Consider the following 13,654-nt stretch of genomic DNA (forward strand, 5'->3'; position numbering starts at 1 on the left):
GAGGAGCGCACCCTAACCCCGTTTGCTCGCAGGGGTTTTCCAGGCATGGCTGTGCTCAAGCACGCGGAGCAGCCGCGCAAACGGCCCGCCCGTCAGCTCTCCGCAGCCCCCATCGACCGCAGCACGTGCTCGACCAGGGCCCCCACCGTCTCCGCGTCCTGCATCGGCTTGCGCAGGACGTGGCGGTAGTAGACCGGTCCGTAGAGCATCTCCACCGCCAGCCGCAGATCGGCGCCCGGCGGGATCTGGCCCTGTTCCTGGGCGGCGCGCAGTCGGTCGACCGCCGCCTCGAAGCGGGGCTCGATCAGTTGGGTGCGGACCGTTTCGGCCAGCGCGTCGTCGTGGTGGAGCTCGGAGAGTATTCCGGCGTACGCGGGGCCGAAGGGCGGGATGGAGAGCACTCTGACCGCGCCCGTCACATGGGTGCGCAGGTCCGTGGCGATGTCGCCGGTGTCGGAGAACGGTGTCGCGGTGACCAGTGTCTCCGTGAACGCCTCCAGCAGCACCGCACTCTTTGACGGCCACCAGCGATAGATCGTCTTCTTGCTGACACCGGCCCGGGCCGCGATGGCCTCGACCGTGACGCGGCCGTACCCCTTCTCCGTACAGAGGTCGAGGGCGGCCTCCAGCGTCGCCCTGCGTGAGCTCTCGCTCCGGCGCAGCGAACTCGGCGATGTGATCATTCGGTGAGCATAGGTCTGTTCGAGCCAATCCTTGTTGACAGTCCGTCGCCAGAAGTCGAACAATGCTCAAGCGGGAAACGGAACGTACCGTGTCGGCTCGTTCCTTACCTTTCGCACCGTTCGTGCCGTTCGTGCCGCGACGAGCCGATCGGGGGACGGCTCGCCGGCCGACGGTACGGGTGCCGGAGCCGCTCCCGTCAGGCCGTGATGTCCTTCGCCGTGAACCGGGCCCAGGCGGCCGAGCCGAACACCGCCGCGTACAGCGCCTGCAGCTCCAGGTTCTTCAGCACCTCGTCCCAGTAGAACGGCTCGCGCAGCAGGTCCGAGAAGGACAGCCAGTAGTGCGGGAAGAGATACGGGTGGACCCCGCTCAGCTGCGGAATGGTGTCCACGATCTGTACGGTGATCAGCACGCCGACCGTCGCCGCCATCGCCGCGATCCCACTGTTGGTGAGGGTCGAAACGAAGAGCCCGAGCGCCGCGAAGCCGATCAGTGACGCCGCGACCGCCACGGCGACGAGTCCCGCGCGGAGCATCCCCTCGCCGAAGCCGATCCGGGTGCCGGAGATCGTCGTGACGTCGCCGACGGGGAAGAGCAGGGCGCCCACGGCCAGCGCGGACGCCGCCACGACGAGGGTCGCGATCAGGCAGAAGGCCAGGGTGGATGCGTACTTGGCGAGCAGCAGCCGGGTGCGGCCGGCCGGTGCGACCAGGAGATAGCGCAGGGTTCCCGCGTTGGCCTCGCCCGCGACCGAGTCCCCCGCGATGACGCCCACCGCCATCGGGAGGAAGACCGGGAGGGTCGCGGCGAGGGAGGCGAAGACCAGGAAGAGGCCGTTGTTGGTGACCTGGGAGAGGAACGCGGGCCCTCCACCGCCACCGCCGGGGCCGGTCGGCGAGCCGTCGGCCGTCTCGATGCGGACCGCGATCCCGATCAGTACGGGGACGGCGGCCAGCACGCCGAGCAGGGCGAGGGTGCGCCATCGGCGCAGGGTGGTGGTCAGTTCGGAGCGCAGGATGCCGAGCGTCCACAGCGGGTTGCGCCGGTCCGCGGTGGCCCCGGCCGGTGCGAGTTCAGCCTGCGACATCGAATCCCTCTCCGGTGAGTGCGACGAACGCGTCCTCCAGTGAGGCCCGTTCGACGCCGAAGGACCGGACCCGGATGCCGCCGTGGACCAGGGCGGCGTTCAGGTCGGCGAGTTCGACGGTGCCGGCCGGGGCGTCGGCCCGCACCCGGTCGCCGTCGAGGGTGATGCCGGTGATGCCGTGCTCCTTCAGGATGCGGGCTGCGTCGGCCGGGTCGGGCGTGGTGACGGCGAGCCGGCCGAGGGTGCCCGCGGCGAGGTCGGCGACGGGCCCCTGGGTGATCAGCCGGCCGCGGGCCATGACCGCCGCGTGGGTGCAGACCTGCTCGATCTCGTCGAGGAGGTGGGAGGAGAGGAAGACCGTGGTGCCCTCGGCGGCCAGTTCCCGGACGAGGGCGCGGATCTCCCGCATGCCCTGGGGGTCCAGGCCGTTGGTCGGCTCGTCGAGGACGAGGAGCCGGCGGGGCCGGAGCAGGGCGGCGGCGAGGCCGAGCCGCTGCTTCATGCCGAGCGAGTAGGCCCGGGCCTTCTTGCCCGCCGCGGCGGCGAGGCCGACCCGCTCCAGGGCGTCGCCGACGCGGGCGCTCCGGGTGCGCGGATCGGCGGTGGGGTCGGCGCAGTCGTAGCGCACGAGGTTGTCCCGGCCGCTCAGGAACCCGTACAGCGCGGGGCCCTCGATCAGCGCCCCGACGTGCGGGAGCACCGTGCGGGCCGAGCCCGGCATGGGGCGGCCCAGGACGCTCGCCGTGCCGGACGTCGGGTCGATCAGGCCCATCAGCATCCGGATCGTGGTGGTCTTCCCGGAGCCGTTGGGCCCGAGGAAGCCGAAGACGCTGCCGCCGGGGACCGTGAGGTCGAGCCCGTCCACGGCTAGCTGACCGCCCCGGTAGCGCTTGGTGAGACCCTGCGTCTCGATCACGGGCGCGGTGTCGGCCCCTGTCATGTGTGCTCCCCAGATCGCGTCCGCCCCGCCCTGCCGTACGGAGGCTACGGCGGGACGGGGCGGAACCGTTGCGCGAGACGGCGTACGACGTGGTGTCAGCCGGCGTTGTTCGCCGCGTTCACCAGCGCGTCCTTGGTGACCGCGCCGACGTACACCCGGCCGTCGTCCGTCATCAGAGCGTTGACCAGGCGGGTCTTGAAGACCGTGCCCGAGCCGAACTTTCCGGTGACCTTGTCGCCGACGGAGTCCAGGAAGCCCTGGGCCTCGGCCGGCAGGTCGCCGGACTCCTTCGACGGGAGGGCCGCCCCGCCGGGGGTCTTGATCTCGGCGATGCTGTTCCAGCCCTTGCCGATCACGTTCATGCCGTTCGCGCCATGCATGCCGTCCATGCCGCTCATGCCCTCGAACGCGCTCAGGTCGCCCTTCGCCTTCTCGGCGGCCTTCCCGGCCTCGGCCTTCGCGTGGCCCTCCGCCTCGTCCGCCTCGGTCACCTTCGCGCCCTTGGGCGGGGTGAAGGAGAACGAGGAGGCGTCGGGCTTCTTGAAGTCGACCGAGGTGAACCCGGCGTCGATCGCCGCCTTGCCACCGCTGCTGGGCTGCAGGGTGAACTTGAGCGGCGTGCCGTTCTCCGCGTCCACCGCGACCGTGATCGAGCCGATCGTGGAGCCGCTCTGCTCGGGCTTGATGACCAGGCGGTACGCGTCGCGCCCGGCGACCTGCGCGGTGCCGCCGACCGTGACGGACGTGGTGCCGTCGGCGGCCTTCAGCGCCTGCTCGGCCAGGGCCTTCGGGGTGGTGGGTACGCCGTCGGGGGCGGCCTGCTCCTTGCCCCTTCCGGCCTTGCCCTGTCCGCCGTTGTCCTTGGCGTGGTAGACCGCGTTCGACTTGCTGTCGTACGCCCAGACCTGGTCCCCGTTGTGGATCAGGCTGTACTCGGACGCCTTGTCCAGGATGGACACCCGCTGCTTGTCGGGGCCGTCGGCGGCCACCCGGAGCGTGTGCGTGCCGGAGGCCAGTTCCGTGAGCTTCGTCTGCGGGTCGGCGCTCGCCGAGCCCTTGTCGCCCGCGCCCTCCGGGATGAAGGAGCCGGCCAGCCCGCCCAGCGACGGGATGCCGAGGTCGGTGCTGATCTTCACCGTGCCGGAGAGCTGCTGCGTGTCCGAGGCGGCGATCTTCTCGATGAGTTCCTGCGCGGTGATCTTCGGCAGATCGGGATCGCCCGAGCTGGCGAGCGCCGGGACCAGCCCGATCGTCGCGGCCGCCACTCCCGCCACCGCGACCGGGACGATGTAGCGCACCGCCTTCCGGCGGCCCGCGACGGCGCCCGTGGTGCCGGGCGCTGCCGTGCCGTTGGTGCCTGCGCTGTCGTTCGGTGCCATGTGTGCCCTACCTCCGTGGTCGGCGGCTTCCGTCCGGATGCACTCGTCCACTCCGTGCCGCCATTCTCACCCGTTTTGGTCAGGAGTGGTTGTTCTCCATCTGACCAAATCGGGCGGCTCCAGGCGTCAGCCCGCGGGAGCAACTCCGCGTACCTCTCCGGGATGACACCGAGGGGGCGTTCCTCCGCCGTCCCGTAGGGGTCGGTGGAGACGGACACTCAGCCCGCGCGGTGCACCACGGCGTCGCACATCTCTTCGAGGGCGTCCTTCGCGTAGCACGAGGGCAGCGGCCTCAGGGTGGCCCGCGCCTCTTGGGCGTAACGGACCGTGTCGCGTCGTGCCTGGTCGAGCGCGGGGTGGGCGCGCAGCCGGCGCAGCGCGTCGTCGAGCCTGCCGGGCTCGTTCAGATCGCCGTCCAGCAGCTCGACGAGCTCCAGGTCGTCCGGCTTGCCGTCGGCCGCGGCCTGCGCCCTCAGGTGGAGGACGGGCAGGGTCGGGATGCCCTCGAGGAGGTCGGTGCCGGGGGTCTTGCCGGACTCGTGGGAGTCGGACGCGATGTCGAGGACGTCGTCGGCGAGCTGGAAGGCGACGCCGAGGCGCTCCCCGTACTGGGTGAGGATGTCGGTCGCCGACTCGTCGGCACCGGACATCATCGCGCCGAAGCGGCAGGCCACGGCGATCAGCGAGCCGGTCTTGCCGCGCATCACGTCGAGGTAGTGCTCGACCGGGTCGCGCCCGTCGCGCGGGCCGGCGGTCTCCAGGATCTGGCCGGTGACCAGGCGCTCGAACGCCTCGGCCTGGATGCGGACGGCCTCGGGTCCGAGGTCCGCCAGGATGTGCGACGCGCGCGCGAAGAGAAAGTCACCGGTCAGCACGGCGACCGAGTTGCCCCAGCGGGAATTGGCGCTGTCGACGCCGCGCCGCACGTCGGCCTCGTCCATCACGTCGTCGTGGTACAGCGTCGCGAGGTGCGTCAGCTCGACGACCACGGCGGCGGGCACCACGCCCGGGGCGTCGGCGTCACCGAACTGGGCGGCGAGCATCGCCAGCAGGGGACGGAACCGTTTGCCGCCCGCGCGCACCAGGTGCTGCGCGGCCTCCGTGATGAAGGGCACCTCGCTCTTGGTGGCATCGAGCAGCCCCGACTCGACAGCAGCCAAACCGGCCTGGACACCGGCCTCAAGAGCCTGGTCCCGCACGCTCAGTCCGAACGGCCCGACGACGGTCACGAGGGGATCTCCTGTCTGCTGACGATCACACGGAATGTCGATGTGTCGCTGTCCTCACTCAAGTCAGCGTATCCGGTCCCCTTTGGATCACCGTGGGCGCCTTCCCGCCACCGCCGGTATGTTCGGGATCAGCTCATACGATCAGGAGTTGTCCCTTTGTCCCACACCGCCACCGACACCGAACCGACCCAGCCGCCACCGGGCGACGACCATGCCTTCTTCGGCCAGCCACGGGGTCTGATGACCCTGTCCGGCCTGGAGGTCTGGGAGCGGTTCTCGTTCCTCGGCATGCAGGCGATCCTGGTCCTCTACTTCGCCGACACTGTCGGACACGGCGGCATGGGGATGGAGGCCGGCACCGCCGCCTCCGTCTCCGCCGCGTACGGCACGCTCGTCTACCTGGTCTCCGTGGCCGGCGGCTGGCTGGCCGACCGGATCCTCGGCTCGTACCGCGCCGTCCTGTACGGCGGCATCCTCATCGCCATCGGCCACTACGCCATGGCTGTGCCCACCGACGCCATGACCTGGGTCGGGCTCGGTCTGATCAGTGCCGGAACGGGCCTGCTCAAGCCCAATGTCGCCACCATGGTCGGCAAGCTCTACCGCACCGACGACGAGCGCCGCGACGCCGGCTTCGCCCTCTACTACATGGGCATCAACATCGGCGCGTTCCTCGGCCCGCTGGTCACCGGCTGGCTCGGTGACCACGCGAGCTGGCACTGGGGCTTCTCGGCCGCCGCCTTCGGTATGACGCTCGGCCTGATCCAGTACGTACTGGGCCGCCGTCACCTGGCCGGGCGTAAGAAGACCGCCGAATTCGCGCTGGCCCCCGGGCCCATGCGCCGGGCGGTGCGGCTCATCGTCATCGGTGTCGTCGTGGTCGCCGCAGTCGCCACCGCACTGGCCCTGGCGGGCTGGCTGACGATGGACCGCTTCGTCGACCTGCTCACCCTCGTCTCCGTGATCGCACCGGTCGTGTACTTCGCGGTGATGTTCAGGAGCCCCCGGGTCACCGCGGAGGAACGCGGCAGGCTGCGCCCGTACGTGGTGCTGTTCCTGGCCTCCGTCGTCTTCAACTTCATCCTCTTCCAGGCGTACTCGACGATGATCCTGCTGGCGTCGACCAACGCCCGCGCCGAGATCTTCGGCTTCCACTTCCCGGCGAGCTGGTACGCCTCCGCGCTCGGCGCCTTCGAGGTGGCACTGGCCCCGGTGGTGGCGGCCGTGTGGGCGAAGATGGGCCCGCGCCAGCCGCACGCGTCCAACAAGATCGCGATCGGGGTGATCCTCGGCGGGCTCTCGTTCCTGCTGATGGTCCTGCCCACCTCCGGGCATTCCGGCGACACCTACAAGATGGCCGCCTGGTGGATCGTCGGCTCGTACCTGCTGCTCGGGCTTGGCGACATCCTGCTGGAGACCTCCGGCATGTCCGCGACCACGAAGCTCGCCCCGAAGGCGTTCGCCAGCCAGACGATGGCCCTCTGGTTCCTCTCCCTGGCCCTCGCCAACGGCATCCAGGCACAGATCGTGAAGCTGTACGGCGAGGTCTCCAACCCCGCCTACTTCGGTGTCAATGGCGCCATCGCGGTGGCGGCCGGTGTGGCCGTCATCGCCGCCGCACCCTGGCTCAGGCGCACCATGCACCCCGTCCACTGAGGTATCCCCCCATGCACATCCAGACCTCCTTCCCGTACGAGACGACCCGCGAGGACCTCTACATCCCGCTGCCGGACGGCACCCAGCTGTACGCCCGGATCTGGCGGCCGGTCACCGACGAACCCGTACCCGCGCTGCTGGAGTACCTGCCCTACCGGCTGAGCGACTGGACCGCGCCGCGCGACTGGCAGCGCCACCCCTGGTACGCGGGCCACGGCTACGCCTCGGTCCGGGTCGACGTGCGCGGGCACGGCAACAGCGAGGGGATGCCGGGCGACGAGTACGACGCGACGGAGCTCGCGGACGGGGTCGCCGTCATCCACTGGCTGGCGCGGCAGGAGTGGTGCTCGGGCCGGGTCGGCATGTTCGGCATCTCGTGGGGCGGCTTCAACTCGCTCCAGATCGCCGCGCTCGCCCCCGAGCCGCTGAAGGCGATCGTCACCGTGTGCTCGGCCGACGACCGCTACGACAACGACGTCCACTACATGGGCGGATCGGTCCTCGCCGTGGACATGCACGCCTGGGCGGCGACCATGCTGGCCTTCGTCTGCCGTCCGCCGGACCCGGCGGACGTCGGCGACGACTGGCGGACCATGTGGCTGAACCGGCTCGAAGCCGTCGACCCCTTCATCCACACCTGGCTGGCGCACCAGACCCGCGACGACTACTGGAAGCACGGCAGCGTCTGTGAGGACTACTCCGCGATCACAGCGAACGTCCTCGCGGTCGGCGGCTGGCACGACCCGTACCGCGACACCGTGCTCCGGCTCGTCGAGCACCTGGACCCGGCGAAGGTCCGCGGGCTGATCGGGCCCTGGTCGCACCAGTACCCCGACCGCGGACTGCCGCCGGGGCCCGGCATCGGGTTCCTCCAGGAGACGCTGCGCTGGTGGGACCAGCATCTGAAGGACAAGGACACCGGCGTCATGGCGGAGCCGCTGCTGAGGTCCTGGATCAGCGAGTCGCACCGGCCCGCGACGGTGTACGAGACGCTGCCCGGCCGCTGGGTCGGGGACACCGCCTGGCCCTCGGAGAACGTCGCCCCGGTCGCGTACGCACTCCAGGGCGGGCCGCAGATCGTCGACTCGCCGCAGCAGACCGGGGTGGACGCCGGGCGGTTCTTCCCGTTCGGCAACGACGCCGACCTGCCGCCCGACCAGCGTGACGAGGACGCCAAGTCGGTGTGCTTCGAATTCCCCGTCGAGGGCGCCCCGATCGAGATCCTCGGCCGCCCCCGGGTCCGGCTGCGGATCCGGATGGACGTACCGCGTGGCCAGGCGATCGCCCGGCTCTGCGACGTCGCCCCCGACGGCTCCTCCACCCTCGTCACCCGCGGCGTCCTCAACCTCGCCGCCCGGGGCGGGCGGGACCGTACCGAGGACTGGCCGGTCGGGGAGACCGAGGACGTCACGTTCGACCTGAACGGCATCGGGCACACCTTCCCGCCCGGCCACCGGATCAGGCTCGCCGTCTCCTCCTCGTACTGGCCGTGGATCTGGCCCCAGGCCGGGTCCAAGGGCTTCACCCTGGACGCCGACGGCAGCTTCGTCGAACTCCCGGTGCGCCGGCACACCGAGGACCCCTCGATCCGCTTCGAGGAGCCCGAGCAGTCGGAGCCGCTCGGCGTCGTCTTCCCCGTCACGCTCGACGAGCAGCGCCCCGAGCGGCTGGTGGTCCGCGATGTCGCCAAGGGCGAGTGGCGGATGGAGGTCGACCCGCGTTACGGCGGCACGCGCGTCTACCCGGACGGTCTGGAGTTCACCGAGGACGCGGTGGAGACGTACACGATCCAGGAGAGCGACCCGCTGTCCGCGCGCACCCGCTCCGACTGGACGGTCCGGCTGCACCGGCCGGAGATGGCCTGGGACGTGCGGGTCGAGACGCGCTCGGAGATCTCCGCCGACGCGGACGACTTCATCACCTCCAACGAGGTGGTCTGCAAGGAGGGCGGCGAGGTCGTCTTCCACCGGACCTGGGAGAAGCGCATCCCGCGCACGGCGGGCTGAACGCAACCGCCGTATCCCCGCGTACCTCCCCGTACTGCGGGGATACGGCGGAACTTTCCGGGCATTGAGGATGGTTGGGACACTGCCGCTGGGGGATGTCCCCGACGTAACGTGTCCCTCACAGCGACCTGGAAAGCGAGGCAGCAACAGATGCCCGAGCAGAGCAGCCCGCTCGACGTGGCCGAGGGCGATCCCTTCGGCCCGCACCACCTTCCGTACGGTGTCTTCTCGACACCCGACCGGCCCGACGAGCGGCGCGTCGGCGTCCGCATCGGCGGACACGTACTGGACGCCGGGGCGGCGGCGCTCGCCCTGGGCTCGCCGTACGCCCAACTGCTGGCCCAGCCCGATCTGATGGCCCTGCTCGCGGCCGGCCGCACCGCCTGGAGCGATGTGCGCCGCGCGCTGACCGCCTGGGTGACGGTGCCGGCCCACCGCGCGGACATCGAGCCGCTGCTGCACCCGGTGGACTCCGTGACGCTCCACCTGCCCTACCGGGTGGCGGACTACGTGGACTTCTACGCCAGCGAGCACCACGCCACCAACGTCGGCCGGATCTTCCGGCCGGACGGTGACGCGCTCACCCCCAACTGGAAGCACCTGCCGATCGGTTACCACGGCAGGGCGGGCACGGTCGTGGTCTCCGGTACGGACGTGGTGCGCCCGTCGGGGCAGCGCAAGGCCCCCGCCGACCCGGCCCCCGTCTTCGGTCCGTCCGTCAAGCTCGACATCGAGGCCGAGGTCGGATTCGTCGTCGGCGTCGGCTCCGAGCAGGGCCGGCCGGTGCCGCTGGCCGACTTCCGCGAGCACGTCTTCGGGCTGTCCCTGCTCAACGACTGGTCGGCGCGGGACATCCAGGCCTGGGAGTACGTCCCGCTGGGCCCCTTCCTCGGCAAGTCCTTCGCGACGTCCGTCTCGGCGTGGGTGACCCCGCTGGAGGCCCTGGACGCGGCCCGGACCGCCCCGCCCGCCCGCGACCTCCCCCTGCTGCCCTACCTCGACGACGCGGACGAGGAGGAGCCCGGCGGCTTCGACCTGCGGCTCGCCGTCGCGATCAACGGCCAGGTCGTCTCGGAGCCGCCGTTCTCCACCATGTACTGGACGGCGGCGCAGCAGCTGGCGCAGATGACGGTCAACGGCGCCTCCCTGCGCAGCGGTGACCTGTACGGCTCCGGCACCATCAGCGGCGCCGAACCGGCCCAGCGGGGCTCCCTGCTGGAACTCACCTGGAACGGGCGCGACCCGCTCGAACTCCCGGAGGGCAAGCGGACGTTCCTGGAGGACGGCGACACGGTGACCATCACGGCCTGGGCCCCGGGGCCCGACGGCACCCGGGTCGGTCTCGGCGAGGTCACCGGACGGATCGTGCCCGCGGCGTGACCCCGGCGCGGCCCGGACCGACGCCGCCCGCGGACCGCTGCCCCGACCACCGCTGCCGGCGCGGTACCGCCACCGGCCGGCGGTACGGCAGGGCTACGCTCGGCCGGCGGTACGGCAGAGCTACGCGGGTTCGGTCCGGGAGCGGTTCGCGGGGCTTCACGACGGGGACCGGCGCGGCGTGACGCCGGGGACCGGCGCGGCGTGACGCCGGGGACCGGCGCGGCGTGACGCCGGGGCGGGGCGCGGGGCGGCGCTGCGGGGCGCGGGGCGACGGTGCGGGGCGCGGGGCGACGGTGCGGGGCGCGGGGCGCGGGGCGACGGTGCGGGGGTGGTCAACGGCGCGTGACTCGTTCACACGTTTGGGCAAGCCGGAGCCGGTTCCTTGCGGATACGCTGGGTGAACCCGCCAGACTCCGGCACATGGGAGCACTGATGAGCGTCGATCCCGAGGCCCCCGAGCCGCGGTGGGCGGTCCCGCCCGTGGGCGGCTGGACCGCCGATGACCTGGACACGCTTCCCCATCTGCCTCCGCATACGGAGCTGATCGACGGGAGCCTGGTTTTCGTGAGTCCGCAGACCGTATTCCATGAGCGCGCGATCGACTACCTCAAGTGGCAGTTGCAGTCGGTTGCGCCGTTCGATCTGGAGGTCTTCCGGGAATTCACCATCGACGTCGACTTCCAGAACCGGCCCGAACCCGATGTGGTCGTCGTGCGCGCCGACGCGGTCGAGAGTCTGCGGCAGACCCGGTTCCCCGCGAGCAGCGTGCTGCTCGCGATCGAGGTCGTGTCCGACGAGTCCATTACCCGTGACCGGGAGACCAAGCCCGTGAAGTACGCGCGGGCGAAGATCCCGCACTACTGGCGGGTGGAGAACCAGGACGGCCGCGCGGTCGTCTACGTCTTCGAGCTGGAGCCGGCGACGGGGGCGTACACCTCGACCGGAATTTTCCACGATCGGATGAAGGTGTCCGCGCCCTTCGCCATCGACCTCGACCTCACCGCCATCGTCTCGCGGCGCCGGGCGGCGGACCCGCAGTAGATCCGCCGCACCCGGGCGCCTCGTCTCACTCGTACTCCGGCGGCTCCTCGTCCCAGCCGAACTCCGGATCGGCGGCCGGGGCAGCCTGCTCCCGGACCGAGGCGGCCAGGACCGGGGCCGCCGGGGCCGGGGCCGCCGGGGCCGGGGCCGGGGCCGCCGGGGCCGGGGCCGGGGCCGCCTGGGCGGGGGCGGCCGGGGGTGCTTCCGCGGGTTCCGCAGGGTCCGCGGGTTCCGAGGCGCCCGGAAGCCCCGCCAGCACCTCCAGCACCCCTTCCCCGTACGTCGCCAGCTTCTTCTCGCCCAGGCCGCTGATCCCGCCCAGCTCGCCGAGCGACGACGGACGCAGGGTCGCGATCTCGCGCAGCGTCGCGTCGTGGAAGATCACATACGCGGGCAGGCCCAGCTCCTTGGCCTGGGCGCCGCGCCAGGCGCGCAGTGCCTCGAAGAGCGGGAGGGCCTCCGCCGGGAGCTCGGCTGCGGCTGCCGAGGACTTCGCCTTCCGCTCGCCCTTCGACGAGGAGGAGCGGGAGGCCGGCTTCCCGGCCTCCTTGCGCAGCAGCACCTCGCGCTCCCGGCCGAGAACGGCTCCGCTCTCCTCCGTGAGCACCAGCGTGCCGTACTCACCCTCGACGGCGATCAGGCCCTGGGCCAGCAGCTGGCGGACCACGCCCCGCCATTCCGCCTCGGCCAGCTCCTCGCCGATGCCGAACACCGAGAGCTGGTCGTGGTCGAACTGGATGACCTTCGCGCTCTTGCGGCCGAGCAGGATGTCGATGATCTGGCCGGCGCCGAACTTCTGCCCGCGCTCCCGCTTCAGCCGGACCACCGTGGACAGCAGTTTCTGGGAGACCACCGTGCCGTCCCAGGTCTCGGGCGGGGCCAGGCAGGTGTCGCAGTTGCCGCAGGAAGCCGTGGTGGGGTCCTGGCCGAAGTACTTCAGCAGCTGGGCCCGGCGGCACTGCACGGTCTCGCACAGCGCCAGCATCGAGTCCAGGTGCGCGGCGGCCCGGCGGCGGAACGCCTCGTCGCCCTCGCCGCCCTGGATGAGCTTGCGCTGCTGGACGACGTCCTGGAGTCCGTACGCCATCCAGGCCGTCGACGGGGCTCCGTCACGGCCGGCCCGGCCGGTCTCCTGGTAGTAGCCCTCGACCGACTTCGGCAGGTCGAGGTGGGCGACGAAGCGCACGTCCGGCTTGTCGATGCCCATGCCGAAGGCGATCGTCGCGACGACGACGAGACCCTCCTCGCGCAGGAAGCGGGACTGGTGGGTCGCGCGGGTGCCGGCGTCCAGACCCGCGTGGTACGGGACGGCCTCGATACCGTTGCGGCAGAGGTACTCGGCGGTCTTCTCCGTGGAGTTGCGCGAGAGGCAGTAGACGATGCCCGCGTCCCCCTCGTGCTCCTCCTTGAGGAAGGACAGCAGCTGCTTCTTCGGGTCGGCCTTGGGCACGATGCGGTACTGGATGTTGGGACGGTCGAAGCCGGCCACGAAGTGCTTGGCGTCGGGCATGCCCAGGCGCTGGGTGATCTCCCGGTGCGTGGCCTCGGTCGCCGTCGCCGTCAGCGCGATGCGCGGTACGTCGGGCCAGCGCTCGCCCAGCACGGACAGGGCCAGGTAGTCGGGGCGGAAGTCGTGGCCCCACTGGGCGACGCAGTGCGCCTCGTCGATCGCGAAGACGGAGATCTCGCCGCGGGAGAGCAGGCCGAGCGTGGAGTCCAGGCGCAGGCGCTCGGGCGCCAGGTACAGGAGATCCAGCTCACCGGCGACGAACTGGGCCTCCATCGAGCGGCGCTCGTCGAAGTCCTGCGTGGAGTTGATGAAACCGGCCCGCACGCCGAGCGCGCGCAGCGCGTCCACCTGGTCCTGCATCAGGGCGATCAGGGGCGAGATGACGATGCCCGTGCCCCGTCTGACCAGGGACGGGATCTGGTAGCAGAGGGACTTGCCGCCACCGGTCGGCATGAGCACGACCGCGTCGCCACCCGCCACCACGTGGTCGACGACCGCTTCCTGCTCGCCGCGGAACGTCTCGTACCCGAAAACCCGGTGGAGCGTCTGCTGCGCATCGCTCTCGGTCACGCCCGTGGCCACGTCTGTTACGCCTGTCATGCCCGTCCCACCCATTGCTCTGTCCCCCGACATCCGTCCCGTTCTGTCCCTGTGCTCTCCCCTGCCACGATAGGCGCCGCGTACGACAACGCCGGACGGGCTTGACTTCCAAGCCCGTCCGGCGCTGTCCCAGCGGTGGTGC

At 71.2% G+C, this 13,654-nt stretch carries 10 protein-coding genes; 4 read left to right on the forward strand and 6 right to left on the reverse strand.

What is annotated here, in order from left to right; all coding sequences use genetic code 11:
* Nucleotides 1-92: 92 nt before the first annotated feature.
* The 5 genes from ACIBJG_RS26385 to ACIBJG_RS26405 all read right to left on the reverse strand — a co-directional run bounded on the left by ACIBJG_RS26385 (nucleotide 93) and on the right by ACIBJG_RS26405 (nucleotide 5,319).
* Complete coding sequence (locus tag ACIBJG_RS26385; protein ID WP_399310948.1) at nucleotides 93-683, reverse strand: TetR/AcrR family transcriptional regulator; 591 nt, start codon at nucleotides 681-683, stop codon at nucleotides 93-95.
* A gap of 197 nt (nucleotides 684-880) precedes the next feature.
* Complete coding sequence (locus tag ACIBJG_RS26390; protein WP_399310950.1) at nucleotides 881-1,771, reverse strand: ABC transporter permease; 891 nt, start codon at nucleotides 1,769-1,771, stop codon at nucleotides 881-883.
* Nucleotides 1,758-2,711, reverse strand: coding sequence for an ATP-binding cassette domain-containing protein (locus ACIBJG_RS26395; RefSeq protein ID WP_399310952.1), 954 nt, complete (start codon nucleotides 2,709-2,711; stop codon nucleotides 1,758-1,760). The genes ACIBJG_RS26390 and ACIBJG_RS26395 overlap by 14 nt, the downstream gene beginning before the upstream one ends.
* A gap of 95 nt (nucleotides 2,712-2,806) precedes the next feature.
* The gene (locus ACIBJG_RS26400) at nucleotides 2,807-4,090 is read right to left on the reverse strand and encodes an outer membrane lipoprotein carrier protein LolA (RefSeq protein ID WP_399310954.1); all 1,284 of its coding nucleotides are present in this window, start codon (nucleotides 4,088-4,090) and stop codon (nucleotides 2,807-2,809) included.
* A 218-nt stretch (nucleotides 4,091-4,308) separates the two neighbouring features.
* Nucleotides 4,309-5,319, reverse strand: a complete 1,011-nt coding sequence (locus tag ACIBJG_RS26405; RefSeq protein WP_399310956.1) for a polyprenyl synthetase family protein — start codon at nucleotides 5,317-5,319, stop codon at nucleotides 4,309-4,311.
* 156 nt (nucleotides 5,320-5,475) lie between these two features.
* Here ACIBJG_RS26405 and ACIBJG_RS26410 point away from each other — a divergent pair, with 156 nt between their 5' ends.
* From ACIBJG_RS26410 to ACIBJG_RS26425, 4 genes are all read left to right on the forward strand, one after another.
* Nucleotides 5,476-6,975, forward strand: a complete 1,500-nt coding sequence (locus ACIBJG_RS26410; RefSeq protein WP_399310958.1) for a peptide MFS transporter — start codon at nucleotides 5,476-5,478, stop codon at nucleotides 6,973-6,975.
* An 11-nt stretch (nucleotides 6,976-6,986) separates the two neighbouring features.
* Nucleotides 6,987-8,981: a CocE/NonD family hydrolase gene (locus tag ACIBJG_RS26415; protein ID WP_399310960.1), complete on the forward strand. Its 1,995-nt coding sequence runs from the start codon at nucleotides 6,987-6,989 to the stop codon at nucleotides 8,979-8,981.
* 150 nt (nucleotides 8,982-9,131) lie between these two features.
* Nucleotides 9,132-10,361 (forward strand): fumarylacetoacetase, encoded by a 1,230-nt coding sequence (fahA, locus tag ACIBJG_RS26420; RefSeq protein WP_399310962.1) that lies wholly within the window; start codon nucleotides 9,132-9,134, stop codon nucleotides 10,359-10,361.
* 432 nt (nucleotides 10,362-10,793) lie between these two features.
* On the forward strand, nucleotides 10,794-11,402 hold the full coding sequence (locus ACIBJG_RS26425; RefSeq protein WP_399311175.1) for a Uma2 family endonuclease: 609 nt from the start codon (nucleotides 10,794-10,796) through the stop codon (nucleotides 11,400-11,402).
* A gap of 25 nt (nucleotides 11,403-11,427) precedes the next feature.
* On the opposite strand, the gene recQ is transcribed toward ACIBJG_RS26425, so the two are convergent.
* Nucleotides 11,428-13,512 carry a DNA helicase RecQ gene (gene recQ, locus ACIBJG_RS26430; RefSeq protein WP_399310964.1) on the reverse strand — a complete coding sequence of 695 codons (2,085 nt, stop codon included), beginning with the start codon at nucleotides 13,510-13,512 and terminating at the stop codon, nucleotides 11,428-11,430.
* Nucleotides 13,513-13,654 lie beyond the last annotated feature (142 nt).

Origin of the sequence: Streptomyces sp. NPDC050422, from assembly GCF_044458665.1 — a bacterium.
Lineage (GTDB): Bacteria > Actinomycetota > Actinomycetes > Streptomycetales > Streptomycetaceae > Streptomyces.